At 74.8% G+C, this 25,578-nt stretch carries 28 protein-coding genes and 4 pseudogenes; 24 read left to right on the top strand and 8 right to left on the bottom strand.

Translation table 11 applies throughout. The annotated features are described in order from the left end of the window. Positions 1 to 3 precede the first annotated feature (3 nt). On the top strand, positions 4 to 798 hold the full coding sequence (locus tag ABEB13_RS12515) for an ABC transporter permease (protein WP_345709647.1): 795 nt from the start codon (positions 4 to 6) through the stop codon (positions 796 to 798). Between the two features lie 283 nt (positions 799 to 1,081). Here ABEB13_RS12515 and ABEB13_RS12510 read toward each other — a convergent pair whose 3' ends face one another. The 4 genes and pseudogenes from ABEB13_RS12510 to ABEB13_RS12490 form a co-directional block, all read right to left on the bottom strand. Next, positions 1,082 to 1,432, bottom strand: coding sequence for a hypothetical protein (locus ABEB13_RS12510; protein WP_345705568.1), 351 nt, complete (start codon positions 1,430 to 1,432; stop codon positions 1,082 to 1,084). Between the two features lie 217 nt (positions 1,433 to 1,649). Further along, positions 1,650 to 2,144: a Cys-tRNA(Pro) deacylase gene (gene ybaK / locus ABEB13_RS12505; RefSeq protein ID WP_100890695.1), complete on the bottom strand. Its 495-nt coding sequence runs from the start codon at positions 2,142 to 2,144 to the stop codon at positions 1,650 to 1,652. Between the two features lie 29 nt (positions 2,145 to 2,173). Continuing rightward, a complete protein-coding gene (locus ABEB13_RS12500; protein ID WP_345705567.1) occupies positions 2,174 to 2,902 on the bottom strand; it encodes an LON peptidase substrate-binding domain-containing protein in 729 nt (242 codons plus the stop codon). 85 nt (positions 2,903 to 2,987) lie between these two features. Further along, positions 2,988 to 4,582, bottom strand: a pseudogene (locus ABEB13_RS12490) (oxidoreductase). A gap of 74 nt (positions 4,583 to 4,656) precedes the next feature. On the opposite strand from ABEB13_RS12490, the gene hisD reads away from it, so the two are divergent. The 8 genes from hisD to hisF are packed head-to-tail and all read left to right on the top strand — an operon-like array spanning position 4,657 to position 10,488. Further along, positions 4,657 to 5,964, top strand: a complete 1,308-nt coding sequence (gene hisD, locus ABEB13_RS12485) for a histidinol dehydrogenase (RefSeq protein ID WP_345705564.1) — start codon at positions 4,657 to 4,659, stop codon at positions 5,962 to 5,964. After that, positions 5,961 to 7,109: a histidinol-phosphate transaminase gene (locus ABEB13_RS12480; protein WP_345705563.1), complete on the top strand. Its 1,149-nt coding sequence runs from the start codon at positions 5,961 to 5,963 to the stop codon at positions 7,107 to 7,109. The genes hisD and ABEB13_RS12480 overlap by 4 nt, the downstream gene beginning before the upstream one ends. A 6-nt stretch (positions 7,110 to 7,115) precedes the next feature. Next, positions 7,116 to 7,709, top strand: coding sequence for an imidazoleglycerol-phosphate dehydratase HisB (gene hisB / locus ABEB13_RS12475; RefSeq protein WP_100890700.1), 594 nt, complete (start codon positions 7,116 to 7,118; stop codon positions 7,707 to 7,709). Then, positions 7,706 to 7,858: a hypothetical protein gene (locus ABEB13_RS12470; RefSeq protein ID WP_345705562.1), complete on the top strand. Its 153-nt coding sequence runs from the start codon at positions 7,706 to 7,708 to the stop codon at positions 7,856 to 7,858. Before hisB ends, ABEB13_RS12470 begins: the two co-directional genes overlap by 4 nt. Positions 7,859 to 7,876: 18 nt before the next feature. Continuing rightward, positions 7,877 to 8,512, top strand: a complete 636-nt coding sequence (gene hisH / locus ABEB13_RS12465; protein ID WP_345705561.1) for an imidazole glycerol phosphate synthase subunit HisH — start codon at positions 7,877 to 7,879, stop codon at positions 8,510 to 8,512. A gap of 28 nt (positions 8,513 to 8,540) precedes the next feature. Then, positions 8,541 to 9,266 carry a bifunctional 1-(5-phosphoribosyl)-5-((5-phosphoribosylamino)methylideneamino)imidazole-4-carboxamide isomerase/phosphoribosylanthranilate isomerase PriA gene (gene priA / locus ABEB13_RS12460; protein ID WP_100890703.1) on the top strand — a complete coding sequence of 242 codons (726 nt, stop codon included), beginning with the start codon at positions 8,541 to 8,543 and terminating at the stop codon, positions 9,264 to 9,266. Next, the gene (locus ABEB13_RS12455) at positions 9,263 to 9,721 is read left to right on the top strand and encodes a RidA family protein (protein ID WP_345705560.1); all 459 of its coding nucleotides are present in this window, start codon (positions 9,263 to 9,265) and stop codon (positions 9,719 to 9,721) included. Before priA ends, ABEB13_RS12455 begins: the two co-directional genes overlap by 4 nt. Continuing rightward, complete coding sequence (gene hisF / locus ABEB13_RS12450) at positions 9,718 to 10,488, top strand: imidazole glycerol phosphate synthase subunit HisF (protein ID WP_345705559.1); 771 nt, start codon at positions 9,718 to 9,720, stop codon at positions 10,486 to 10,488. Before ABEB13_RS12455 ends, hisF begins: the two co-directional genes overlap by 4 nt. A gap of 141 nt (positions 10,489 to 10,629) precedes the next feature. Here hisF and ABEB13_RS12445 read toward each other — a convergent pair. The 3 genes and pseudogenes from ABEB13_RS12445 to ABEB13_RS12435 form a co-directional block, all read right to left on the bottom strand. Then, a pseudogene (locus ABEB13_RS12445) lies at positions 10,630 to 11,328 on the bottom strand (VOC family protein); the annotation flags it as partial. A 29-nt stretch (positions 11,329 to 11,357) separates the two neighbouring features. Further along, positions 11,358 to 12,206 (bottom strand): VOC family protein, encoded by an 849-nt coding sequence (locus tag ABEB13_RS12440; RefSeq protein WP_345705558.1) that lies wholly within the window; start codon positions 12,204 to 12,206, stop codon positions 11,358 to 11,360. Between the two features lie 103 nt (positions 12,207 to 12,309). After that, a complete protein-coding gene (locus ABEB13_RS12435; RefSeq protein WP_345705557.1) occupies positions 12,310 to 12,948 on the bottom strand; it encodes a TIGR03085 family metal-binding protein in 639 nt (212 codons plus the stop codon). Between the two features lie 123 nt (positions 12,949 to 13,071). Here ABEB13_RS12435 and ABEB13_RS12430 point away from each other — a divergent pair. After that, a pseudogene (locus tag ABEB13_RS12430) lies at positions 13,072 to 13,763 on the top strand (ester cyclase). A 33-nt stretch (positions 13,764 to 13,796) separates the two neighbouring features. On the opposite strand, the gene ABEB13_RS12425 reads toward ABEB13_RS12430, so the two are convergent. Beyond that, complete coding sequence (locus ABEB13_RS12425) at positions 13,797 to 14,315, bottom strand: hypothetical protein (protein WP_345705556.1); 519 nt, start codon at positions 14,313 to 14,315, stop codon at positions 13,797 to 13,799. A gap of 198 nt (positions 14,316 to 14,513) precedes the next feature. On the opposite strand from ABEB13_RS12425, the gene ABEB13_RS12420 reads away from it, so the two are divergent. From ABEB13_RS12420 to ABEB13_RS12360, 14 genes and pseudogenes are all read left to right on the top strand, one after another. Continuing rightward, positions 14,514 to 14,828 carry a type VII secretion target gene (locus ABEB13_RS12420; protein WP_380231606.1) on the top strand — a complete coding sequence of 105 codons (315 nt, stop codon included), beginning with the start codon at positions 14,514 to 14,516 and terminating at the stop codon, positions 14,826 to 14,828. Continuing rightward, on the top strand, positions 14,825 to 16,489 hold the full coding sequence (locus ABEB13_RS12415) for a WXG100 family type VII secretion target (protein ID WP_345705554.1): 1,665 nt from the start codon (positions 14,825 to 14,827) through the stop codon (positions 16,487 to 16,489). The genes ABEB13_RS12420 and ABEB13_RS12415 overlap by 4 nt, the downstream gene beginning before the upstream one ends. A 92-nt stretch (positions 16,490 to 16,581) precedes the next feature. Next, positions 16,582 to 17,058, top strand: a complete 477-nt coding sequence (locus ABEB13_RS12410) for a hypothetical protein (protein ID WP_345705553.1) — start codon at positions 16,582 to 16,584, stop codon at positions 17,056 to 17,058. 23 nt (positions 17,059 to 17,081) lie between these two features. Beyond that, positions 17,082 to 17,456: a phosphoribosyl-AMP cyclohydrolase gene (hisI, locus tag ABEB13_RS12405; protein WP_345705552.1), complete on the top strand. Its 375-nt coding sequence runs from the start codon at positions 17,082 to 17,084 to the stop codon at positions 17,454 to 17,456. 87 nt (positions 17,457 to 17,543) lie between these two features. Further along, positions 17,544 to 19,060: pseudogene (locus ABEB13_RS12400) on the top strand (anthranilate synthase component I). A gap of 27 nt (positions 19,061 to 19,087) precedes the next feature. After that, entirely contained in the window at positions 19,088 to 20,134 is a 1,047-nt protein-coding gene (locus ABEB13_RS12395) for a TIGR02234 family membrane protein (protein ID WP_345705551.1), read from the top strand. Positions 20,135 to 20,247: 113 nt separating this feature from the next. Continuing rightward, positions 20,248 to 20,508, top strand: a complete 261-nt coding sequence (locus tag ABEB13_RS12390) for an HGxxPAAW family protein (protein WP_345705550.1) — start codon at positions 20,248 to 20,250, stop codon at positions 20,506 to 20,508. An 87-nt stretch (positions 20,509 to 20,595) separates the two neighbouring features. Then, positions 20,596 to 20,952, top strand: a complete 357-nt coding sequence (locus ABEB13_RS12385) for a DUF2752 domain-containing protein (RefSeq protein WP_345705549.1) — start codon at positions 20,596 to 20,598, stop codon at positions 20,950 to 20,952. 376 nt (positions 20,953 to 21,328) lie between these two features. Further along, positions 21,329 to 22,135, top strand: a complete 807-nt coding sequence (trpC, locus tag ABEB13_RS12380; RefSeq protein WP_345705548.1) for an indole-3-glycerol phosphate synthase TrpC — start codon at positions 21,329 to 21,331, stop codon at positions 22,133 to 22,135. An 8-nt stretch (positions 22,136 to 22,143) separates the two neighbouring features. Next, a complete protein-coding gene (gene trpM / locus ABEB13_RS40515) occupies positions 22,144 to 22,293 on the top strand; it encodes a tryptophan biosynthesis modulator TrpM (protein WP_380231601.1) in 150 nt (49 codons plus the stop codon). Between the two features lie 53 nt (positions 22,294 to 22,346). Continuing rightward, positions 22,347 to 23,579 (top strand): tryptophan synthase subunit beta, encoded by a 1,233-nt coding sequence (gene trpB, locus ABEB13_RS12375; protein ID WP_345705547.1) that lies wholly within the window; start codon positions 22,347 to 22,349, stop codon positions 23,577 to 23,579. A gap of 2 nt (positions 23,580 to 23,581) precedes the next feature. Then, the gene (trpA, locus tag ABEB13_RS12370) at positions 23,582 to 24,391 is read left to right on the top strand and encodes a tryptophan synthase subunit alpha (protein ID WP_345705546.1); all 810 of its coding nucleotides are present in this window, start codon (positions 23,582 to 23,584) and stop codon (positions 24,389 to 24,391) included. A 214-nt stretch (positions 24,392 to 24,605) separates the two neighbouring features. Further along, positions 24,606 to 24,896 (top strand): hypothetical protein, encoded by a 291-nt coding sequence (locus ABEB13_RS12365; protein WP_345705545.1) that lies wholly within the window; start codon positions 24,606 to 24,608, stop codon positions 24,894 to 24,896. Between the two features lie 128 nt (positions 24,897 to 25,024). Then, entirely contained in the window at positions 25,025 to 25,540 is a 516-nt protein-coding gene (locus tag ABEB13_RS12360) for a MauE/DoxX family redox-associated membrane protein (protein WP_345705544.1), read from the top strand. Positions 25,541 to 25,578: the final 38 nt, after the last annotated feature.

Below are 25,578 nucleotides of genomic sequence, written 5' to 3'. Positions count from 1 at the left end.
ACGATGCTCGACGCCCCGGCCCCCGCCGTCCCCGCGACCGCCGCCGAGCTGGCCCCCGCCGCCCGGCTGCTGCCCGCGCTCGCCGCCGTCTACCGGGCGCAGCTGGCCCGGGCCCGGGTGGCCCGGATCCCGCTGCTGTTCGTGGCGACCTTCCAGTCGCTCGGCATCCTGGTGATGATGCGCGGCGTCGTCGATCCCGGTGACAACCCGGCCGCGCACGCCGTGGTGGCCGGCTCGGCGGTGCTGGTGGTCGCCTTCGTCGCGCTCAACCTGCTCGCCCAGTACTTCGGCAGGCTCCGGGCCACCGGCGGCCTCGACCACTACGCGACGCTGCCGGTGCCGCCCGCCGCGGTGGTGCTGGGCGCGGCCGGCGCGTACGCGTCGTTCACGCTGCCGGGCACGGTGGTGACGGCCGCCGCCGGTGCCTGGATGTTCGATCTGCCGGTCGCCCACCTGTGGGTCCTGCTGGCCGTCGTCCCGCTCGCCGGGGCGGCACTGTCCGGGCTGGGCGCCGCCTTCGGGCTGCTCGCGCCGCGCCAGGAGATCGCCACGCTGCTCGGCCAGCTGGGCATGTCGGCGGCCCTGCTGCTGGGCGTGCTGCCGGTCTCCCACCTGCCGGAGCCGGTGCGCCGGCTGCGCGACCTGCTGCCGTCCACGTACGGCGTGGAGGCGTTCGCCCGGACGTTCACGGCCTCGCCCGACTGGGCGGCCGTCCTCGGTGACCTGGCGGTCTGTGCGGCCGTCGGGCTCTGCTCGCTCACGGCGGCGACCTGGGCGTACCGGCGGGCCACCCGCTGACGGGGGACGATCGGACCGCGTCCGCCCGGTCGTGAAACGATGAGCCCGTGACCGTACCGAACACACCTCCGGGGCCGGGCGCCGAGTCGGCCGCCGCGCACGATCCGTTCGCCCCGCCGCCGCTGCCCGAGCGGCCCGCCCGGTCGAAGGCACCGCTCGTGCCGGAGCTGCGGATCGGCGCGCTCGCGGCGGTCGGCGGGGCCCTGCTCGGTGTGGTGCTCGGCCTGCTGTGGCTCTGGCTGGCGCCCAGGGTGGGGCTGGTCGTCAAGGGCGACCAGCTGCTCTACACCGACCCGGAGGGCGAGCAGCGGGCCGGCGCGGACTCGGTGTTCGCGCTGCTGGCCCTCGGCGCCGGGGTCGTCACGGCGCTGGCCGCCTTCCTGCTCACCCGGCGGCGCGGCGGCGGCATCGCGGTCGCGGTCGGCCTCGCCGTCGGCGGGGTGGCGGGCTCGCTGATCGGCTGGCAGCTCGGAATCCGGCTGGGGCCGGCCTCGGACCTGGTGGCCCACGCCAAGCAGGTCGGCGAGGGCGGCCGCTTCTCCGCGCCGCTGGAGCTCGGCGCCCACGGTGCGCTGCTGGTCTGGCCGGTCACCGCGATGGTGGTGCTGCTGGTGCTGTCCGCCGCGTTCGGCAAGCGCGAGCAGGACCCGCCGCCGTACTGGGCCGGCCCGTGGGGCGCGCCGCCGCCGGCCGAGCGCCCGCAGGCCGCCGGCCCCTTCGACGGTGACTCCGCCGATCCCGCCACCGGCCCGCGGGACGCCGGCCCGGACGGCACTGGGCCGCACAGCCCCACCCCTGACGGTCCGCACGGCGGCGGGCCCGGGCGCTTCGGCGCCCGGGCCCGCCCCGGGTCAGCGCCCGATGGCCGCCGTGCCGGCACCGGTGAGGGCGAGCAGGTCGGCCGGGGCGAGCTCGACCTCCAGGCCGCGCCGCCCGGCCGACACGAAGACGGTCGGATGGGCGAGCGCGCTGTCGTCCAGGACGGTCCGCAGCGGCCGCCGCTGGCCCAGCGGCGAGATGCCGCCGAGGACGTAGCCGCTGCTGCGCTCGGCGGCCGCCGGGTCGGCCATCGCCGCCCGCTTGCCGCCGACCGCCGCAGCCAGCGCCTTGAGGTCGAGCGCGCCGGAGACCGGGACGACGCCCACGACCAGGGCGCCGTCGACCTCGGCGACCAGCGTCTTGAACACCCGCTCCGCGGGGACGCCCAGCACCTCGGCGGCCTCCCCGCCGTAGGAGGCGGCGGCCGGGTCGTGGTCGTAGGCGTGCACGGTGAACGCGACGCCCGCACTCTCCAGCGCGACGGTGGCCGGGGTGCCCTGGCCGCCCTTCTTCGTCTTCTTCGCCATCGGTGGCGGCCCTCCTGGTCGGGGCGGGGTCAGTTCGGGCTGAAGGCCTGGCGGGTCAGGTCGGTCGCGGGCACCGACGGCAGCCAGGCCAGCAGGGCCGTCTCCCGGCGCAGCAGCTCCAGCTCGGCGTCGAGGCGCTGGGCGGTGTCCGGGCAGGCCAGCAGCTCCTGCTTGACCGGGGCGGGCAGCACGGCGGCGGCCGCCACCAGGTAGGACAGCACCTGCGGGTCGAGCGGCAGCTCCTGCTCGCCGGCCAGGGTGGACTCCTTCGCCCCGGCCAGGCGCTTGCGGTACAGCCGGAACGCGCGCTCCACCCCGGCGGCCAGCGCGCCGGCGCCCTTGCCGGACTGCTCCTCCAGCTCCTCCGTCTCGCCGACCAGGTACGGGCCGGTGGCGTCGATCGAGAGCAGCCGGAACCGGGTCGTCCCGGTGATCAGCAGTTCGTACCGGCCGTCGGACTGCTCGCGGGCGGTGGTGACGTCGGCGACGCAGCCCACCCGGTGCAGCGCCTCCAGCGGGTCGCCGGTCATGGTGCCGAGGCCGTCCAGCGGCCCGGCCGGGCCCGCGCTCTCCCGGACGGGGGCGACCTCGCGGCCGTCCCGGATCGCGAGCACGCCGAACCGGCGCGGCTGCTCGTCCGGTCCGGCGAGCAGGTCGGCGACGAGTCGGCGGTAGCGCTCCTCGAAGACGTGCAGGGGCATCACCAGGCCCGGGTACAGGACCGTGTTGAGCGGGAAGAGCGGGAGCCGTTCTGTCACGGCGCACAGCGTAGTTGCCCGGGCGCCCCGCGCGCCCGGGCGTTTCGTGGCGCGCCGGGCCCGGTGCCGCCCGGGCCCGTGCCGGTCAGCCGCGCTGGAGCAGCCGGGTGGCGCCGGTCACCACCGTCGTGGCGAGGATCCAGCCGGTCAGGACGAGCCCGGCGGCCACCCACTGGCCGGTATGGCCCGGGTTCCAGCCGTCCTGCCCGAGGTCGACCACCGGCAGCAGCCGGCTCAGCGCGAACAGCGGCGCGTTCCAGGTCGGCACCTCGTCGGCCTTGAGCGCCGGCGGCGGGTTCGCGGCGAAGTACGCGGTGCCCAGCAGCCAGGCCAGCAGCAGCCACAGCGCGGCCCGGCCCGGCCGGTAGCCGTAGCCGACCGTGACGTCCTGCAGCAGCCCCCACAGCCGGGCGTGCACCGGCAGGGCCCCCGCCGCCGGCGCTGCTTGGCGTACAGCACCTCGCGGGCGTCGTCGTCCCGGCCGTCGCGGCGCAGCGCGGAGGCGAGCTGCTCGTACGGCTCGGGCTGGTACTCGCCGAGCGAGGACTCCAGCCAGGCGATCCGCTGCTCGACGTCGAACGGCGCGGCAGGCCGCAGCGAGTCGTAGGCGAAGCCGTCGAGCACCACCAGGCCGGCGCCCGGCCAGGACGCCGGCGTGTCGACCAGGTTGCCGACCTGGGCGCGGGAGAGCGAGACCCGCCCGCCGGGCGCGGTGCGGCAGGCGAAGCGCAGCTCGGGCGTGCGGATCCGGCGCAGGGACAGCTCCTGCTGCGGGGAGAGCGCGAACTCGGCGTCGTGGATCAGGCAGGCGCTCTCGAAGCGGGCGTCGACCAGCCGGACCCCGCCGCGGGCGCGGAACGGGGTCACCGAGGCGCCGGGTGCGATCGGCATGCCGTAGCCGTACCCGTAGTGGGTGGGGGAGGACGTCCAGCTGCTGTCGGCGGAGCCGGTCAGGTACAGCGTGTTGCCGACCGACGTCCGGGCCAGGTTCAGGCAGTTGCGGGTCGGGTCGGCGATGCTCAGCTGTGCGCCGCGCAGCGAGAGCCGCCCGCCGATCCGGCCGGTGCGGATGCCGAACTCGCCGTGCGCGACCAGCCGCTCGGCCTCCAGGTCCTGGTGGACGGTGAGCCCGTCCGCGGCGAACGCCCGACTGTGCCGGTCGGCGCCCAGCACGGCCTGGTTGAGCAGCAGGTCGGTGCCGATCCTCGCGTCGGTGAGCCGGACGCCCTGCGGTATCACGCAGCGGGCCAGGTGCAGGTCGCCGTCGGCGGCCAGCCGGGCGGCCTCCAGCCGCGGTATCAGGCAGCCGATCAGCCGGACGGTGCCGACCCTGGCCTCGGACACCAGCACCGTGCTGTCGAAGCGGCAGCCGTGCATCTCGATGTAGGACGGCACGGTGGCGCCGGCCAGCCGGAGCGGGCCGGTGACGTACGCGCCGTCGAGCCTCAGCCCGGCGACGCGCCCGGGCGCGGCCTCCGGTCCGGACAGCAGCAGGTGGGCGAGCACCTCGGCGCGGACCGTCCGCTCCGGCCCCCAGTCGGCGCCGCCGGCCGCGTCGTCGTCGGCGCCGTCCGTCCTCAGGTCGAGCACTTCGCCGCGCCGGAAGGCCTCCCACAGCCGCTCCTCCACGGGTGTCCAGCCGTGCGGCGGCCCCTCGCCCATCGTCCCCCCAGTGATCATCGGCAGTCTCACCCTTCGTATCACGGACTGAAATGCCGGACCGCCCGATTCGGCCACTCCTTACACTGGGGCCTGTGATCTCTCGAATCGACCTGCGCGGCTCCGTCACGGACCCGCGCGACCTGCTGCCCCGTGCCGAGTTCGACGTGGAGGCCGCCCTGGAGAAGGTGCGGCCGATCTGCGAGGACGTCCGCCATCGCGGGGTCGCGGCGCTGATCGAGATCACCGAGCGCTTCGACGGCGTGCGGCTGGAGAGCACCCGCGTCCCCGAGGAGCGGATCACCGCCGCCCTGGAGACCCTCGACCCGAAGGTGCGCGCCGCGCTGGAGGAGTCGATCCGCCGCGCCCGGATCGTGCACGCGGACCAGCGCCGCACCGGCCACACCACCCAGGTGGTGCCCGGCGGCACCGTCACCCAGCGCTGGGTGCCGGTCGACCGGGTCGGCATGTACGTGCCGGGCGGCCTGGCGGTGTACCCGTCCTCCGTGGTGATGAGCGTCGTCCCGGCGCAGGCGGCCGGCGTCCGCGGCATCGCGGTCACCTCCCCGCCGCAGAAGGCATTCGGCGGCGGGGTGCACCCGACGATCCTGGCGGCCTGCGCGCTGCTCGACGTCACCGAGGTGTACGCGGTCGGCGGTGCCCAGGCGGTCGCGATGTTCGCGCTCGGCACGGAGGAGTGCGAGCCGGTCAACATCGTCACCGGTCCGGGCAACATCTACGTGGCCGCCGCGAAGCGCCTGTTCGCCGGCCGGATCGGCATCGACTCCGAAGCCGGCCCGACCGAGATCATGGTCCTCGCCGACGACAGCGCCGACGCGGTCGAGGTCGCCTCCGACCTGATCAGCCAGGCCGAGCACGGCCCGACCTCCGGCTCGGTGCTGGTCACCGACTCCCCGGAGCTGGCCGACGCGGTCGAGGCGGAGCTGAAGGACCAGGTCGCCCGCACCAAGCACAGCGAGCGGGTGGCCCGGGCGCTCGGCGGCCCGCAGTCCGGCATCATCCTGGTCGACGGCGTCGAGCAGGGGCTGGCGGTCGTCAACGCGTACGCCGCCGAGCACCTGGAGATCCAGACCCGGGACGCGCACGCGGTCGCCGCCGGGGTCCGCAACGCGGGCGCGATCTTCATCGGCCGGTACACCCCGGTGTCGCTCGGCGACTACGCGGCCGGCTCCAACCACGTGCTGCCCACCGGCGGCTGCGCCTGCCACTCCTCCGGACTCTCGGTGCAGACCTTCCTGCGCGGCGTCCAGGTCGTCGAGTACGACCGCGAGGCGCTGGCCGGCATCGCCGCGCACGTGGTCGACCTCTCCACCGCCGAGGACCTCCCGGGCCACGGCGACGCGATCCGCGCCCGCTTCGACTGGACGGTCCCCGGCTCTTGAACATCGACGACCTCCCCATCCGCGACGAGCTGCGCGGCCAGTCCCCGTACGGCGCGCCGCAGCTCGACGTCCCCGTCCAGCTGAACACCAACGAGAACCCGTACCCGCTGCCCGAGCCGCTGGTGGCCCGGATCGCCGAACGGGTCGCCGAGGCCGCCCGGCACCTCAACCGCTACCCCGACCGGGACGCCGTCGAGCTGCGCGAGGGCCTGGCCGACTACCTCACCCGGACGACCGGCCACGCCGTCACCCGGACGCAGGTGTGGGCCGCCAACGGCTCCAACGAGGTGCTCCAGCAGCTGCTGCAGACCTTCGGCGGCCCCGGCCGCACCGCCCTCGGCTTCGAGCCCTCGTACTCGATGCACGCGCTGATCTCGCGCGGCACCGGCACCGGCTGGATCTCCGGCCCCCGCAACGAGGACTTCACCGTCGACCTCGACGCGGCCGTCGCCGCGATCGCCGAGGTGCGGCCGAACGTCGTCTTCGTCTGCTCGCCGAACAACCCGACCGGCACCGCCGTCGCCGCCGACACCGTCCTCGCCCTGTACGAGGCCGCGCAGGCCGCCCGGCCCAGCCTGGTGATCGTCGACGAGGCGTACGTCGAGTTCTCGCACCGCGCCTCGCTGCTGCCGCTGATCGAGGGCCGGCCCAACCTCGTCGTCACCCGCACCATGTCGAAGGCGTTCGGCGCGGCCGGGCTGCGGCTCGGGTACCTCGCCGCCGACCCGGCCGTGGTCGACGCCGTCCAGCTGGTGCGGCTGCCCTACCACCTGTCGGCCGTCACCCAGGCCACCGCGCTGGCCTGCCTGGAGCACACCGACACCCTGCTCGGCTACGTCGAGCAGCTCAAGGCCGAGCGCGACCGCCTGGTCGACGCGCTGCGCGGCCTCGGCCTGTCGGTCACCGACTCCGACGCCAACTTCATCCAGTTCGGCCGCTTCGCCGACACCCACGCCGTCTGGCAGGCGATTCTCGATCGGGGCGTGCTCGTCCGCGACAACGGCGTCCCCGGGTGGCTGCGCGTCACCGCCGGTACGCCGGCCGAGAACGACGCCTTCCTGGACGCCGTCCGCCTCTCCCTCCCGTCGCCCGCCCCCACCCTTGATCGTGCGCGCCTCGCGCGCGCAGCCAGTCAGGAGCTGTAACCCCGAATGTCCCGTATCGGCCGCGTCGAACGCACCACCAAGGAGACCTCGGTCCTCGTCGAGATCGACCTCGACGGCACCGGAAAGACCGACATCTCCACGGGCGTCGGGTTCTACGACCACATGCTCGACCAGCTCGGCCGCCACGGCCTCTTCGACCTCACGGTCAAGACCGACGGCGACCTGCACATCGACACCCACCACACCATCGAGGACACCGCCCTCGCCCTGGGCGCCGCCTTCAAGCAGGCGCTCGGCGACAAGGTCGGCATCTACCGCTTCGGCAACTGCACCGTCCCGCTGGACGAGTCGCTCGCCCAGGTCACCGTCGACCTCTCCGGCCGCCCCTACCTGGTGCACACCGAGCCCGAGTCGATGGCGCCGATGATCGGCGCCTACGACACCACGATGACCCGGCACATCCTGGAGTCGTTCGTGGCGCAGGCCCAGGTCGCGCTGCACGTCCACGTGCCGTACGGCCGCAACGCGCACCACATCGTGGAGTGCCAGTTCAAGGCGCTCGCCCGGGCGCTGCGCTACGCCTCCGAGCGCGACCCGCGCGCGGCCGGCATCCTCCCCTCGACCAAGGGTGCACTGTGAGCAAGTCCGCCGTCGCGCTGATCTTCGTCGGCCTCTTCCTGGCCGGCGGCGTCATCTCGTTCTGGAAGCAGAAGCTGCCCAAGGGCGTCATCGCCGTGGTCGCCATCGGCGCCGTGATGTGCCTGGGCACCGGCCTGATGCGCCTCTAAGAGACGGGATCCCCCTTCATGGCCAAGAACGTCGTCGTCCTCGACTACGGTTCCGGCAACCTCCGTTCCGCGCAGCGCGCCGTCGAGCGCACCGGCGCGAACGTCACCGTCACCTCCGACTTCCAGGCCGCCCTCGACGCGGACGGCCTGCTGGTGCCCGGCGTCGGCGCCTTCGAGGCCTGCATGCGCGGCCTCAAGGCCGTCCGCGGCGAGCAGATCATCGGCCGCCGGCTCGCCGGCGGCCGGCCGGTGCTCGGCATCTGCGTCGGCATGCAGATCCTCTTCGAGCGGGGCGTCGAGCACGGCGTCGAGACCGCCGGCTGCGACGAGTGGCCCGGCACGGTCGAGCCGCTGGAGGCCCCGGTCGTCCCGCACATGGGCTGGAACACCGTCGACGCCCCCGAGGGCAGCCGGCTCTTCGCCGGCCTCGACGCCGACACGCGCTTCTACTTCGTGCACTCCTACGGCGTGCGCCACTGGGAGCTGGAGGTCCACAGCGAGCGGCTGAACCCCCCGCTGGTCACCTGGGCCACCCACGGCCACCGGTTCGTCGCCGCGGTGGAGAACGGCCCGCTGTGGGCCACCCAGTTCCACCCCGAGAAGTCCGGCGACGCCGGCGCCGCCCTGCTGACCAACTGGGTCACCACCCTCTGAAGCCCCTTCCACGCTTGGAGAGCCGTACGTGAGCCGCCTCGAACTCCTGCCCGCCGTCGATGTCCGCGACGGCCAGGCCGTCCGCCTGGTCAAGGGCGCCTCCGGCACCGAGACCTCCTTCGGCGAGCCGCTCGCCGCCGCCCTCGCCTGGCAGGCCGCCGGCGCCGAGTGGCTGCACCTGGTCGACCTCGACGCCGCCTTCGGCACGGGCGACAACCGCGCCCTGGTCGCCGAGGTCACCGGCCGCCTCGACATCAAGGTCGAGCTGTCCGGCGGCATCCGCGACGACGCCTCGCTCGCCGCCGCCCTCGCCACCGGCTGCACCCGCGTCAACCTCGGCACCGCCGCGCTGGAGAGCCCGGAGTGGGTCGCCAAGGTCATCGCCGAGCACGGTGAGAGGATCGCGGTCGGCCTCGACGTCGTCGGCACCACCCTGCGCGGCCGCGGCTGGACGAGCGAGGGCGGCGACCTGTACGAGGTCCTCGCCCGCCTCGACTCCGAGGGCTGCGCCCGCTACGTCGTCACCGACGTCAACCGCGACGGCACCCTCACCGGCCCCAACCTGGAGCTGCTGCGCACCGTCTGCGCCGCCACCGACCGGCCCGTCGTCGCCTCCGGCGGCGTGTCGTCCCTCGACGACCTGCGCGCCATCGCCACCCTGGTCCCGGAGGGTGTCGAGGGCTCGATCGTGGGCAAGGCCCTCTACGAGCAGAAGTTCACCCTCGAAGAGGCCCTGGAGGCTGTGTCCCGATGACCGCAGGATCACCGAGCGGCTCCGCCGGGAGCCCGGCCGCGCCGGGTCCGCACCGGGTCTCCGGCTCCTCCCCCTGGGAGGAGCAGTTCGGGTACTCCCGCGCGGTCGCGGTCGGGGACTTCGTCCTGGTGGCCGGCACCACCGCGTTCGACGACGGCGTCGTGCAGCACGAGGGCGACCCGTTCCTGCAGACCGTCGCCGCGTTCCGGATGGCCTTCAAGGCCCTGGAGCGGTACGGCCTGTCGCCGGCCGACGTGGTGCGCACCCGGATGTACCTCACCCACGTCCGGGACGCCGACGAGGCCGGCCGGGCGCACAAGAAGCTCTTCGACGCGATCCGCCCGGTGGCGACCATGGTCGTGGTGGAGGGCCTGATCGACTCCCGGATGATGGTCGAGGTCGAGGTGGAGGCCTACCGCTCCGGGCTCGCTGACTCCCTGGAAGGCAAGCCGTGACCCTCGCCGTACGTGTCATCCCCTGTCTGGACGTCGACGCCGGACGGGTCGTCAAGGGTGTCAACTTCCAGAACCTGCGCGACGCCGGCGACCCGGTCGAGCTCGCCAAGCTCTACGACGCCCAGGGCGCCGACGAGTTGACCTTCCTGGACATCACCGCCTCGTCCGGTGACCGGGAGACCACCTACGACGTGGTGCGCCGCACCGCCGAGCAGGTCTTCATCCCGCTCACCGTCGGCGGCGGGGTGCGGGCCGTCGAGGACGTCGACCGGCTGCTGCGGGCCGGTGCCGACAAGGTCGGCGTCAACACCGCGGCCATCGCCCGCCCGGAGCTGGTCCGCGAGATCGCCGAGCGCTTCGGCCGGCAGGTGCTCGTCCTCTCGGTGGACGCCCGGCGCGCCCCCGAGGGCACCGCGACGGCCTCCGGCTTCGAGGTCACCACGCACGGCGGCCGCCGCGGCACCGGCCTGGACGCCGTCGAGTGGGCCGTGCGCGCCGCCGAACTCGGCGCCGGCGAGATCCTGCTGAACTCGATGGACGCCGACGGCACCAAGGACGGCTACGACCTGGAGATGATCCGGGCCGTGCGCAAGCACGTCTCCGTCCCGGTGATCGCCTCGGGCGGCGCCGGCAAGCTCGCCGACTTCGCCCCGGCGGTCGACGCCGGGGCCGACGCGGTGCTCGCCGCCTCCGTCTTCCACTTCGGCGACCTGACGATCGGCCAGGTCAAGGGCGCGCTCCGGGAGACCGGCCACCCCGTCCGCTGAGCGGGCCGCGACCGACCGCAGGCGCCGGGCCCGGACGGGCCGCGGCGCCTGCGGGGCGTCAGGACTGCCGGGGTCGGGCGTGATGACCGCGAACTGCGCCCCGAACGGGTCGGCCAGCACCGCGAGCCGGCCCACCGTCGGGATGGTCTCGGCGGGCAGCACCACCGTGCCGCCGCCGGCGGTCGTGGCCGCGACCGCCGCGTCGGTGTCGGCGACCGCGAAGTGCACCAGCCAGCCGGCCCCCAGACCGGGGTGCGGCCCGGCCGCGCCGCCGAAGCCGGCGGCCTGCTGGTCGTCGCCGTCCGCGGTCGACAGGATCGTGTACTCGACGCCCGGCAGCCCGGAGTCCGCCGAGCGCCAGCCGAACAGCGCCCGGTAGAAGCCGAGGGCCGCAGGGAGGTCGGCGCTGTGCAGCTCCGTCCAGCAGAGCGCGCCCGTCTCGCCGACCTCGTCCAGTCCGCGGGTGGTGCCCGCCTCCCAGGCGGCGAACCGCCCGCCGGTCGGGTCGGTGAGCTGGACGAGCCGGCCGGCGTCCATCACGTCCATCGGCGGCACCCGGACGGTGCCGCCGGCCTGCTCGGCGGCCTTGGCGGTGGCCTCGGCGTCGGGCGTCAGGAAGAAGACCGTCCAGGCGGTGGCCGCGCCCGGCTCCTGGAGCGGGCCGGCGGCGGCGACCGTCCGGCCGCCCTGCTGGAGGAAGACGTACCCGCCGGTGTCCGGCCCGGCCGAGACGGCGGACCAGCCGAGGACGGAGCCGTAGAAGGCGGCGGCCGCGTCGATGTCCGGCGTGCCGAGGTCGATCCAGCAGGGTGAACCCGTGCGGAAGTCCGTGGGGGCCATGAGGGGTGCTCCTTCGGTGGCTGGTGGGGTCAGGACTGCGGCATGTCGCTGCGGATGACGGCGAAGACCACGCCGTGCGGGTCGGTGGCCCAGCCGAGGCGGCCGACGCCGGGCACGTCGGAGCCCGCCATCATCACCGCGCCGCCGCCCGCGGCGGCCCGGTCGAGCGTCGCGTCCACGTCCTCGACCTCGAAGTAGGGCACCCACCGGACGGGCTCCCGGTCGCCCTGCAGCGGTGCGATGCCGCCCAGCGAGGTCGCCTGCTGGTCGCCCTCGGCGGGGGACAGCACGACGTAGTTCATGCCGGGCATCTCGACCGTCTCGGTGCGCCAGCCGAACAGCGCCCGGTAGAACGGGACGGCGGCGGCCGGGTCGGCGGTGTGCAGCTCGGCCCAGCAGAAGCTGCCGGGGCCGCCGACCTTGTCCAGGCCCTTGGTGTTGCCGGGCTGCCAGAGCGCGAACTGCACCCCGGCCGGGTCGCTGAGCTGGGCCATCCGGCCCTCGGACATGACGTCGAACGGCTCGGCCCGCACCGTGCCGCCGTGCTGCTCGGCGGTCTTGGCGGTGGCGTCCGCGTCCGGCACCTGGAAGTAGATCATCCAGGCCGGGGTGGCGCCCTGCTCGGTCAGTGCCCCGATCGCGGCGACCGTGCTGCCGTCGTGCCGGAGGTAGCCGTACCCGCCGGCCTCCTCGCCGAGCGAGTGGAACGTCCAGCCGAAGACGTCCTGGTAGAAGGCGGCGCTCGCCGGGATGTCCGCGCTGCCGAGGTCGAGCCAGCAGGGGAGCCGGCCTGGAAGTCCGTGGTGAGCATGGTGACGGGTGCCCTTCGAGGGTGGCGTGGGCGGCCGGGCCCGCCCGCACGGGTGCACGGACGGCACAGCCCCGGGCCACCAGCCAGTGTGACCCGCGCCACTGACAATCGGCGCGTTCAGTGCCGCGCCGGGGGCGCGGGGCACCGCGCAGGCCGCGGACGGGCGCCGCTCAGGGCAGCGCGAGCGCCCGCCGCAGGGCCTCCAGGGCGTTCTGCGGGCCGGCCGCCTCCACCGCCGTCCGCGCACCGCGGCCGAAGGCGAAGAGCACCAGCTCGGCCGGTTCGCCGGTGACCTCGACGGTCGGCGCCGTGCGGTGCGGCAGATCCACCGAGCGGCCGTCGGGCCGCCGGAGCACCAGGCCGACCGGGGACTTCGGCCGGGTCTCCAGCCGGGCCAGCGTCGGCAGCCGGCGCCACAGCTCCTCGGCCGGCCCGGCGGGCTGCGGACCGGGCCGCCACTGCTCCGCGGCCCGGCGGACGTCCTCCGCGTGCACGAAGAACTCCACCAGGTTGGCCGCCGCGTCCACGCCCGGCAGGGCGAACGGCGACAGCGCGGGCGGCCCCTCGCGCAGCATCCGGACCAGCTCCGGGTAGGGCCGGCGGGCGTACCCGGCCTGGACCCGGGCCGTCCAGCCGGCCATCGGCCGCAGCCGGATGCCCGTCGCGGCGTCCGGCCGGCGCTCGCGCAGCACCACGTGGGCCGCGAGGTCCCGGGTCGTCCATCCGGTGCACAGCGTGGGGGCGTCCGGTCCGGCCGCGGCCAGGAGGTCGGCCAGTCGCTCGCGTTCGATCCGTGCAGGGTTCGGCATGGGCACCACCGTAAGGGGCGCGCGCGCGTTGCCGCCGGGCGGGCACCGGAGGATCGTGGAATCCGGGTGCGCGGCGGCCGGCGGACGATCGATGGCCAGGGGGCGGCCACCAGGAGGTGTGCCATGACCTTCGTCCAGATCATCGAGGGCCGGACGGACCGGGTCGACGAGCTCGACCGGCTGATGGACAGCTGGGCCGAGCAGACCAGGGGACGGCGGACGGCGAACCACGCCGTTGTCGGCACGGACAGAGCGGACGCGCGCCATTTCGTGGAGATCGTGGAGTTCGCGTCCTACGAGGAGGCGATGCGCAACTCGGCGCTGCCGGAGACCGACCGGATCTTCCACGAGATGGTCGCCCTGTGCGACGAGCCGCCGACCTTCACCGACCTCGACGTCGTCCGCGACGAGCAGATGAACAAGCGGACGGTCGGCCGGCTCTTCGAGGGCTGCCCGCCGGGAGCATGGACATGCTGGACGGGATGGTCGCCGCGGACTACCGCGACCACGACATCGCCAAGGACGGGGTCACCGAGGGCCGCGACGGGCTGCGGCAGGTGGTCACCGCGTGGCGGACGGGCTTCGACTTCGCGTTCACCGTGGAGAGCCTGCTCGCGGACGGCGACGAGGTGGCCGTCCGGTGGAGCTGGACGGGCATGCACCAGGGCGAGTTCATGGGCCTGCCGGCCACCGACAAGAAGGTGGAGATGACCGGCGTGACGATCTTCCGGTTCCAGGACGGCATGATCCAGGAGGGCTGGTGGCAGTGGGACAACGTGTCCGTGATGCGCCAGCTCGGCCTGCTCCGGCTCTGACCGGGGCCGGGCCCGGGGCGTGCCGGGCGGGCCCTACCGCAGACTGCCCGTCAGCTTGCGGCCGTCCTGCCGGTTGCTGACCGTCATGGTGCAGGTGGCGTCCCGCATGCCCTGCTTGTAGTACTGCAGGTAGGGCCCCAGCGGGAAGCCGTAGTACGGCCCGCCGCCGCCCTGGGCCGCCGTCCGCGCGGCGAGCGGGTCCTTGCACAGGTCGCGCAGCGCCCGGCCGATCTGGAGATCGCTGGTGAGGCCCTCGGGCAGCACCACGTCGGCGATCGCCTCGCCGTCGTGGGGGCCGCTGCAGGGCCGCTCCTCGGCGCGGGTGATCACCTTGCTGAGCTGCGGGTGGTCCAGGCAGGTGCCGGGGGTGAAGAAGGGGTAGGGCAGCTGCTTCGTCGGGCTGGCGGAGGGGCTCGGCGGCGCGCTGCTCGGCGGCGGCGCCGACGCGGCCCGCGGGTGCCGCTCGGGCCACAGCAGGACGGCGGCGACCACGGCCGCCACCGCCACCACGACCACCACCGCGGCGATCCGCCGCCCGCGTGCCTGTGCCACCCCGACCCCCTCGGCTCGCTGCCATTGTGGCCTGCCGCGGGGGCTCGCGTCAGGGGTTCGGGATCACCCGCGGGGAGGGGTAACCCTTGGTGAAAGCTTTGACGACTGATTACTTTGTGTGCGCTCCCATGGGCGGTTCGGCCTGATCATGCCTCAGTAGGATGATCCGTCAATATCGGCACGGGAAAGGCATATGCCATGGGGGACACCGGGTTTCGGGTTCAGCCCGAAGGGCTCGGTCGCTATGCGTCCATGATCACCGAACAGCTCGAGCAACTGCAGCGGATCCTCTCGGCGACCGCTGCCATCACCGTCTCGTCGGACGCCTTCGGCCACCTGCCCAACGCGCAGAACCTCGCGCAGACCTACCAGGAGCACGCGAGCGCCAACGGCCAGAACATCTCCGACCTCGGCCAGGCACTGTCCGGCACCTCGGAGGGGCTCACGTACACGGCCCGCAACTACACCGAGCAGGAGCAGAGCATCGGCGCGGTCTACGGGGGCGGGCAGTGAGCAGTACGCACCAGCGGACCCACACCGTGCCCCACCAGCCGCACCCCGGACCGCACCCGGGCCCGGCGCCCGCGCCGCACCCCGGACCGGCACCCGCGCCGCACCCGCACCCCGGACCGGCACCCGCGCCGCACCCGGGGCCCGCGCCGGACGACGGCCGGCCGAACGACCGTGACCGGCCCGGCCCGGACGACGGGGGCAACGGCGACGGCCCGGACGCGCCCGCCGACCCCCGCGAGGGCTGGATGGCCGGCTACGGCCGGCAGGTCGGCGAGAAGGTCCGCGACAAGGCGGCCGAGAAGACCGGCGACTGGGTCAACGACAAGCTGTTCGGCTCCGACGAGGAGGCCGGCGAGGGGCCCGGCGGAAGCGCCGAGGGACGGGTCGGCGCCGAGGGCGGGGCCGGCGGCGCATACGGCGGCGAGGGCATCGGCGAAGACGGCGGCGAGGGCGAGGCGGGCGCCGAAGGCCTCGGCACGGCCACCGGGGGCGTGGTCGGCGGCATCGCCGGATCCGCGTTCTCCGACCGCATGGTCTCCCCGGTCGGCCCCTACCCCGGCGCGATGCCCGGCGGATCCGGCAGTGCCGCGTACGGCTGGTCCCAGGCCGGTGCGGCCGAGGCCCCGGCACCGCTGGAGGCGGCCGGGCACCCCGACCGCAGCGGTCTCGGCGGCATGCTGGACGAGGCCGTCCAGTGGGCGCTGGAGAAGTCCGGCCTGATGGACGAGCTGGAGAAGGTCACCGGCAACCTGGCCGAGCTGAACGCCGCCGCCGAGGAGTGGCAGGCCCAGGCCCGGGCCGTCCAGTCGGTCGCCGACCAGCTGCGCGGCGGTGCCCAGCCGCTGTCCGGCTCCTGGGAGGGCCAGGCGTCCGACGCCTTCGGCACGCACATGGGCGAGGTGGTCGATGCCCTCGACTCCACCGCCGAGGGCATGTACCAGACCGCGGAGATCATCAGCCGGGCGGCGCAGGAGTGCGCCGTCGCCGAGGGCATGGTGGTCGACATCATCGCCGAGGCGATCGAGGCGCTGATCGTCTCGCTCGCCGCCGAGGCCGTGATCGCCGTCTTCACCGCGGGCATCGGCGTGATCGCCGACGCCCTGATCACCGAGGCCGAGATCGGCGTCTTCGTCGCCCGGGTCGCCAAGGTCTCCACCGAGCTGGCGGAGAACCTGGAGAAGCTGCTCAAGGCACTCAAGGAGCTCGGCCAGGCGGTCAAGGCCGTCCGCAACCTCCGGACGGCGCGGACGGCGCTGGACGCCGTGAAGGACGTCAAGGCGGCCGCGCAGGGCCTGCGCGAGTTCGAGGAGGGCGGCGACGGCCTGATGAAGGCCGGCAAGGCGGCCCTCAAGGACAAGGACTTCTCCGGCCTCACCGACTACGCGGCCCGCCAGGCCGTCAAGAAGGGCGACGAGTACGTCACCGGCAAGGCGCAGGACGCCTTCAAGGGCGCCCTCGGCATGGGCGAGGACGAGGAACTGCCGTCCGGCACGCCCGGCGAGGCGGCCAAGGACGCCGCCAAGGAGGCGGCCAAGAGCGCCTTCCTGAGCGACACCAACAAGGACGCCATGAAGGACGAGGTGCTCACCGACCTCGGCCTGCACCACGAGCCCGCCCCGTACCGGGTCGACCGCTCGCGGATCGAGACGGCCTTCGGCTGACCCGTCCGGCGGGGGTTCCGGACGCTCCGGCACCCCCGCCGCGCCGCCCGCTACGCTGGGGGCGGCACGGCCCGACAAGGGGTCGATTTCTCATGCGCGTCGGCATCACCGGACACGAAGCGCTCTCGGACCTGACCGAGATGCTCGTCCGCGGCCGGATGTGGCAGCTCGTCACGTCCTACGGCTCCTACCAGCTGGTCGGGGTCGGCTGCCTGCGGCCCGGACCGGAGACCTGGTTCGCGCAGGCCGTGCTGGAGCACGGCGGCCGGATCGAGGTCATCGTCCCGGCCGGCGGCCACCGCCGCGGCGTCCCCGCCGGCGAGGACTGGCCCGCGGCCCGGCGCCGCCTGCTCGACCTGGCCGGCGCCGTCCACCGGCTGGCCCCCGGGCCCACCGGCGGACGCGGCGACGACACCTGCCACGCCCTGGTCGGCACGGTCGACGAACTGATCGCCGTCTGGGACGGCCGCCCCGGCAGCGAGCCCGCCCGGGTCGTCGAGGCCGCCCGCCGCGCCGGACTGTACGTCCAGGTGGTCTGGCCGGACGGCTGCGAGAGCCCGGCCGCGTGATCACACCTGCGAGAATGGGCCGCATGTCCTCCACACCCGCCGCCCCCGGCACCACCGCCCTGGACGCCGCCGTCGCCGCCCGCCTCAAGCGCTCCGCCGACGGCCTGCTCCCCGCGATCGCCCAGCAGTACGACACCGGCGAGGTGCTGATGCTCGGCTGGATGGACGACGAGGCGCTGCACCGCACCCTCACCACCGGCCGCTGCACCTACTGGAGCCGCAGCCGCCGCGAGTACTGGGTGAAGGGCGACACCTCCGGCCACGTCCAGCTGGTGAAGAGCGTCGCGCTGGACTGCGACGGCGACACCCTGCTGGTCAAGGTCGACCAGACCGGCGCCGCCTGCCACACGGGCGACCGCACCTGTTTCGACGCCGACGTCCTGCCGTCGGCTCGCTAACCTTTCCCCAGCTCCCGGCACAGCCGGCCCCGGCACAGCCGGCCCCCGGCACAGCCTGCCCCTCCTCCCCGAACGGTGCCCGCCCTCATGGATATCGAGGCCTTCCGCAAGCTCGCCGCAGACACCCGGGTCATCCCCGTCACCCGCCGGCTCCTCGCGGACGGCCTCACCCCGATCGGGCTGTACCGCAGCCTGGCCGGCGAGCGGCCGGGCACCTTCCTGCTGGAGTCCGCCGAACACGGCCGCAGCTGGTCGCGGTACTCCTTCGTCGGCGTGCGCAGCGCCGCCACCCTCACCGTCGGCCCGGACGGCGACGCCCGCTGGCTCGGCACCCCGCCGGTCGGCATCCGCCGGGACGGCGACCCGCTGGCGGTGCTCCGCTCGGCGCTGGCCGCCCTGCACACCCCCGGCACGCCGACGACGGCCTGCCGCCGCTCACCGGCGGCATGGTCGGCTACCTCGGCTACGACGTCGTCCGCCGGCTGGAGAAGCTCCCCGACCTCACCCCGGACGACCTCCGCCTGCCCGAGCTCACCATGCTGCTCGCCACCGACCTCGCCGTCCTCGACCACGCCGACGGCACCGTGCTGCTGATCGCCAACGCGGTCAACCACAACGACCTGGCGAGCGGCGTCGACGAGGCGTATGCCGACGCGGTGGCCCGCCTCGACGTCATGGAGGCGGACCTGCGGAAGCCCGTCGACCCGGGCCTCGCCACCTTCACCCCGACCGCCGCCGAGGCGCACTCGCCGTTCGGTGGCGCGCCCTACCGGGCCGCCGTCGAGACCGTGAAGGAGCGGATCCGGGCCGGCGAGGCCTTCCAGGTGGTGCCCTCGCAGCGGTTCGAGGCGCCCTGCCCGGCCTCCGCGCTGGACGTCTACCGGGTGCTGCGCACCACCAACCCCAGCCCCTACATGTACCTGTTCCGCTTCCCCGGCCCGGACGGCGGCGCCGAGGGCGCCTTCGACGTGGTGGGCTCCAGCCCGGAGGCGCTGGTCAAGGTCACCGAGGGCGAGGCGATGCTGCATCCGATCGCCGGCACCCGGCACCGCGGCGCCACTCCGCACGAGGACGCCGAGCTGGCCGCCGAACTGCTCGCCGACCCCAAGGAGCGCGCCGAGCACCTGATGCTGGTCGACCTCGGCCGCAACGACCTCGGCCGGGTCTGCGAGCCCGGCAGCGTCGAGGTCGTCGACTTCATGGCGATCGAGCGCTACAGCCACGTCATGCACATCGTGTCGACCGTCACCGGCCGGGTCGCCGCCGGCCGCACCGCCTTCGACGTGCTCACCGCCTGCTTCCCGGCCGGCACCCTCTCCGGTGCCCCCAAGCCGCGGGCGATGCAGATCATCGAGGAGCTGGAGCCCACCCGGCGCGGCCTGTACGGCGGCTGCGTCGGCTACCTGGACTTCGCCGGCGACGCCGACACCGCCATCGCGATCCGGACGGCCGTGCTGCGCGACGGCACCGCCTACGTGCAGGCCGGCGCGGGCGTGGTGGCCGACTCCGACCCGCACGGCGAGGACACCGAGTGCCGCAACAAGGCCGCGGCGGTGCTGCGCGCCGTGGCCACCGCCGCCACCCTGCGCCCGCCGGTATCGTGAGGTGACCGGAGGAAGGGGACGGCCGGCATGACCACCGACCCGCACGCGATCGTCCGCGCCGCGGCCGGGCAGATCGGTGCCCAGCTGGGCGGTCGGGGCGAGGTCCGCACCGCGCTGCCGGTCTCCGGTGTCACCGCCGACCTCGCGGTGCTCGCGCCGGGCCCGCCGCCCGTGGTCGAGGCCGTGCTGGACGTCGCGCCGGGCCCTGCCGCGGACGAGGAGGACCGGCTCGCCGGACGGCTGCGGGCGCACGCCGCGTCCGGTGTCCCGGTGTACGTGGTGGTGGACCCGGCGGCGGCGCTCTGCACCGTCCACACCGACCCCGAGCCGTCCGGGCACTACCGCACCGCCGAGCAGCTGCCGTTCGGCACGGACCTCTTCGTCCAGCTGCCCGGCCGGACCCTGGTGATCGGCACCGACGCCTTCCCGGGGACCCCGGCTGACCCGGCCGGCCATGCGGTCGGCGATAGTGGACGGGTGAGTTCCTCCCCTTCGAACAACAGCCGTCGCTCGCTCGCCCTGATGCTGCTGCTGACCGTGCTCGGCGCCGTCCTCGTCCTGACCTCGGTCGGCCGGACGTGGGCCGAGGGCGTGGTCGCCGGCGCCACCGGCGGGCGGACGGCGGTCAGCGCCACCGGCTCGCGGCTGACCGGCCTGCCCGGCGGCCTCGCGCTGGTCGCGATGGCGGCCGCGGTCGCCGTCTTCGCGGTGCGCGGCCACGCCCGGACGGCCGTCGGCGCGCTCGCCGCCCTGGCCGGCCTCGGCGTGGTCGCCGGGGCGCTGATCGGGGCCACCGACACCGCCGGCCTGGACGCCGAGGCGGCCGGCCGGCTCGCCCTGGCCGGTGCGCACGCCGAGCAGGTCGGGCACACCTTCTGGCCGTGGGTCGCGCTGGCCGGCGGGGTGCTGCTCGCCGCCGCGGGCCTGCTGACCCTGCGCTCGGGCCGGGGATGGCCCGCGATGGGCGCCCGCTACGACGCGCCGACCCGGAAGGCCGCCGCGGCGCCCCGGCCGACGGACAGCGCGGCCGAGCTGTGGAAGGCCCTCGACCGTGGCGAAGATCCCACGGGTTGAGCCAGGGGCCGCCTTGGGGATGGGTGTGAGGGCCCGGCACAATGGATGACGTCAACCCGTCGAGCGCCTCGCGGCCGCCCGGCCGGGATCCGCAGAACAAGGAGCACCAACAGATGTCGGCAGCAGCGCACGGCCACACCCCCGCCGCCTGGACCGGCGTGACGATCGCCTTCGTCGGCTTCACCGTCAGCGGCATCGCCATGATCATCCCCAATGTCCTGCTGGTCTGGGCCGGGCTCGCGATCGTCGTGATCGCCGGTGTCGTCGGCAAGGCGATGGCGATGGCGGGCATGGGCAAGCAGCCGAGCCCGCACTTCGCCGCCACCGTCGCGGCCCCGGCCGCCGAGGAGCGCACGGCGGTCAGCGCGGGCTGACACCCGACACGGTGCACCGGACGGCGGGCGCCACGCCCGCCGTTCCCCTTGGCCCCGGCGCCGCCCGGCAGGAGCACAATCGTCAGCGTGAACGCTCCCGCCGCCCCGGTGCCGCTCGGCCGCCGGATGCTCCGCCCGCTGGCCGCCCTGACGGCCGTGGCGCTGCCCACCGCGTACGTCGCCTCCGTGGACCCGAACAGCCCCGGCCACTACCCGGTCTGCCCGGTGCTCCGGGCCACCGGCTGGTGGTGCCCCGGCTGCGGCGGCCTGCGCTGTGTCCACGCCCTCACCCGGGGCGACCTGACCGCCGCCGGCCACGACAACCTGCTGGTCATGGTGCTCGCCGGGGTGGTGGCGGTGCTCTGGCTCCGCTGGGCCTGGGCGGCGCTCACCGGCGGCCCGGCCCCCGGGTGGCGATCGGCGGCCGGCAGACGGTGCTGCTGATCGTGGTGCTCGTGGTCTTCACGGTGCTGCGCAACACCCCCGCCGGCGCCGGGCTCGCCCCTCCGCTGGTGTGAGCCCCGGGCGGCCCCGACGACCTCCGGCGGCCCCTCGGCCAGAGTCCCGGCAGAGGCCCGAACAAGGGTGCGGGTGAGGGCGTGCGCGGCCCGCGGCAGGTCCGCTGGGCGAGACGCGCGCCGGGCGGATGCGCCCCGTGCGCCCGGCGCCCGATACCATCGAAGAGCCGACGGGGGCGCATGCGCACGAGATCCTCACCGGTTCGTGCCGAAAGGCCCCGGCCGGTTCGACCGGACGGCCAGGCCGGACGGGCGCAGACCCGGACCGGCGACGAGCTAGCAGAAATGATGGGGGCGCTCGCGTGAGTGTGCTCGACGAGATCATCGACGGGGTCCGTGAGGACCTCGCCGAGCGACAGGCCCGGGTCTCCCTGGACGAGCTCAAGGAGCTCGCCGCCAAGGCGCCCGTGGCCAAGGACGGCGTGGCCGCGCTGCGCGGCGACGGTGTCCGGGTGATCTGCGAGGTCAAGCGCTCCAGCCCCTCGAAGGGCGCGCTGGCGGCCATCGCCGACCCGGCCGCCCTGGCCCGGGACTACGCGGCGGGCGGCGCCGCCGCGATCAGCGTGCTGACCGAGCAGCGCCGGTTCGGCGGTTCGCTCGCCGACCTCGACACCGTGCGTGCCGCGGTCGACACGCCCGTCCTGCGCAAGGACTTCATCGTCACCGCCTACCAGCTCTGGGAGGCCCGTGCGCACGGCGCCGACCTGGCGCTGCTGATCGTTGCCGCGCTGGAGCAGCCGGCCCTCGTCTCGCTCATCGAGCGCGCCGAGTCGATCGGCCTGACCCCGCTGGTCGAGGTGCACGACGAGGAGGAGATCGCGCGCGCGGTGGACGCCGGCGCGAAGATCATCGGCGTCAACGCCCGCAACCTCAAGACCCTCGAGGTCGACCGCAACACCTTCGCCAACGTGGCCGACACCATCCCGTCCGGGATCGTGAAGGTCGCCGAGTCCGGTGTCCGCGGCCCGCTGGACGTCATCCAGTACGCCAACCTCGGCGCCGACGCGGTGCTGGTCGGCGAGTCGCTGGTGACCGGCAAGGACCCGAAGGCCGCCGTGGCCGACCTGGTCGCGGCCGGCGCCCACCCGGCCCTGCGCCACAAGGGCTGACCCCCGCCATGTCACTCGCGTCCCGACTCGCCCCCGGCTGCCGCCCGCGCGGCTGCCGCGCGCCCGCACGCCGGGTGCTGGGGCGGCGGGTGCGCTACGTGATCGGCTGTGAGCCCGGCCAGGTGCCGGGCCGTCGATGGCGCGGGACGTGCGGCTGAGCAGGCCGCTCCCGTACGTCACCGCACCCATCGACCCAGAAGGACGCTCCACCATGTCCGAGAAGGACTATCTGCCCGGGGCCCAGGTCCCGGACGCCCGCGGCTACTTCGGCGCCTACGGCGGACGTTTCATCCCGGAGGCGCTGGTCGCCGCCGTGGAACAGGTCGCCGAGGAGTACGAGAAGGCCAGGACCGACCCGGCCTTCGCCGCCGAGCTCGACGGCCTGCTGAAGGACTACACCGGCCGGCCGAGCCCGCTCACCGACGTCCACCGCTTCTCCGCGGAGGCGGGCGGCGCGCGCGTCCTGCTCAAGCGCGAGGACCTCAACCACACCGGCTCGCACAAGATCAACAATGTGCTGGGCCAGGCCCTGCTCACCAAGCGGATGGGCAAGACCCGGATCATCGCCGAGACCGGCGCCGGCCAGCACGGCGTGGCCACCGCCACCGCCTGCGCGCTGTTCGGCTTCGACTGCACCATCTACATGGGCGAGGTCGACACGCAGCGCCAGGCGCTGAACGTCGCCCGGATGCGGATGCTCGGCGCCGAGGTCGTCTCGGTGACCTCCGGCAGCCGCACCCTCAAGGACGCCATCAACGAGGCGTTCCGCGACTGGGTCGCCAACGTCGACTCCACGCACTACCTGTTCGGCACGGTGGCCGGCCCCCACCCGTTCCCGATGATGGTCCGCGACTTCCACCGGGTCATCGGCGTGGAGGCCCGGCAGCAGGTCCTGGAGCGCACCGGGCGGCTGCCCGACGCGGTCGTCGCCTGCGTCGGCGGCGGCTCCAACGCGATGGGCATCTTCCACGAGTTCATCCCGGACGCCGGCGTGCGCCTGATCGGCTGCGAGGCGGCCGGCGAGGGCGCCGAGACCCCGCGGCACGCGGCCACCCTCACCAAGGGCGACCCCGGCGTGCTGCACGGCTCCCGCACCTACGTCCTGCAGGACGAGGACGGCCAGACCATCGAGAGCCACTCCATCTCGGCGGGCCTGGACTACCCGGGCGTCGGCCCCGAGCACGCCTGGCTGAAGGACACCGGCCGCGCCGAGTACCGCCCGGTCACCGACGACGCCGCCATGCAGGCGCTGCGCCTGCTGTCCCGCACCGAGGGCATCATCCCGGCCATCGAGAGCGCCCACGCGCTGGCCGGCGCCCTGGAGCTCGGCCGCGAGCTCGGCCCGGAGGCGACCATCCTGGTCAGCCTCTCCGGCCGCGGCGACAAGGACATGCACACCGCAGCCGAGTACTTCGGCCTGTACGACAGCAACGGGGGCAAGTGACCATGGCGTCCAAGCTCAGCACCACCCTGGCCGCCGCCAAGGCCGAGGGCCGCGCGGCGCTGATCGGCTACCTGCCGGCCGGCTTCCCCACCGTGGACGGCGGCATCGCCGCGATCGGCGCCCTCCTGGAGGGCGGCTGCGACGTCGTCGAGGTCGGCCTGCCGCACTCCGACCCCGTCCTGGACGGCCCGACCATCCAGACCGCCGACGACATCGCGCTGCGCGGCGGCGTCCGGATCAAGGACGTGTTCCGCACCGTCGCCGAGGTCGCCGCCGCGCACCCCGGGGCCCCGGTCCTGGTGATGACCTACTGGAACCCGGTCGACCGCTACGGGGTCGCCCGGTTCGCGGCCGACCTCGCGGCCGCAGGCGGGGCCGGCTGCATCCTGCCGGATCTGCCGGTCGAGGAGTCCGACGAGTGGCGCAAGGCCGCCGGCGAGCACGGTCTGGACACCGTGTTCGTGGTCGCGCCGAGCAGCAAGGACGGCCGGCTCGCCGAGGTGACCGCGGCCGGCAGCGGCTTCGTCTACGCCGCCGCGGTGATGGGCGTGACCGGCACCCGTGCCGCCGTCGGCAACCTCGCCGAGGACCTGGTCGCCCGCACCCGGGCCACCACCGACCTGCCGGTCTGCGTCGGCCTGGGCGTCTCCGACGCCGGCCAGGCCGCCGAGGTCGCCGCCTTCGCGGACGGCGTCATCGTCGGCTCGGCGTTCGTCCAGCGGATCCTGGCGGCCGACGGCGACGAGGGCCGCGCCCTCGCGGACGTCCGGGCGCTGGCCGCCGACCTGGCGGCGGGCGTGCGCCGCCGCTGACGCACCCGCTCCCGACCGACGGCCCGTCGCCTTCCGAGGTGACGGGCCGTCGGCGTCGGTCGGCCGTCTGCTTCACCCCAACGAGTGAACGGCGGGCGGGTCGCGCATCGCGCGCGATTGACCGGCGTTGAGTGGAGGGACGGGTTGACGGAGGCGTCGGCCCCGTCCCGCCCCGTGCGCCGTACCGTCCCCCGACATCCCGAAAGGGCTGCCCGTGCCGTGTCTCCACCGTGCCGTACTGCTCCGTGCGGCGGCCGCCGCGCTCGTGCTCGCGACGGCGCTGGGGGTGGAGGCCGCCGCCGGGCACGCCCTGGCCAGGCGGGGTGCCGAGCGGGCCGAACGGGACGCCAGGGCCTGCACGGCGGCCGTGCGGGCCGCCGCCGAGCTCCGCGCGGACCGCTCCGCGGCGGCCGGCCGACCGCTGCCGGGCGAGGCCGCACCGGCCGTGCGCTGCCCGCGGCCGGAGCGCCCGGGCCGCCCGGCGGGAACGGACAACACCCCCTAAAACATCACTCGTTAGGCGTAATTCGCCAAAGTGGAGGAACCGTACCTCTTCCCCTACGGTTCATCCGTCAGGAAGCCGCGCCCGGCGGCCCGCGGCCAGCCCGCGGCGGTGATTTCTAGGGGAGTCCGATGGCCAGCCAGCAGACGGTGCAGGCGCACCGCCCCGGAGCCCTGCGCCGAGTCGTCCAGGGGCCGGCCTCCGAGTGGATCGGCCTGGCCGTCCGGCTGGGCCTGGCCCTCGTCTGGGGCTGGGCCGGGCTGGCCAAGATCTCCGACCCGGCCGAGGCCGCCCAGGCCGTCCGGGCCTACGAGATCCTGCCGGAGTCCCTGGTCAAGCCCATCGGGTACGGCCTGCCCTTCCTGGAGCTCGCCCTGGCCCTGCTGCTGCTGATCGGCCTCGGCACCCGGATCGTCGCCGTCGTCTCCGCCGCCCTGCTGCTCACCTTCATCGCGGGCATCACCTCGGCCTGGGCGCGCGGCATCTCCATCGACTGCGGCTGCTTCGGCGGCGGCGGCGCCGTCGACGCCTCCAAGACCGAGTACCTCCAGGAGATCCTCCGCGACACCGGCTTCCTGCTGCTCGCGGCCTGGCTGATCGCCCGTCCGAGGACACGGCTGTCGGTCGACTCCTGGCTCGCCTCCTGACCACCCTGCGGACACGCCCCCACGAACCGGACCGGCCC

The organism is Kitasatospora paranensis (assembly GCF_039544005.1).
Taxonomy (GTDB): Bacteria; Actinomycetota; Actinomycetes; order Streptomycetales; family Streptomycetaceae; genus Kitasatospora; species Kitasatospora paranensis.
The sequence above is the reverse complement of the archived record's forward strand: the minus strand, read 5'-3'. Positions and strand labels throughout refer to the sequence as shown.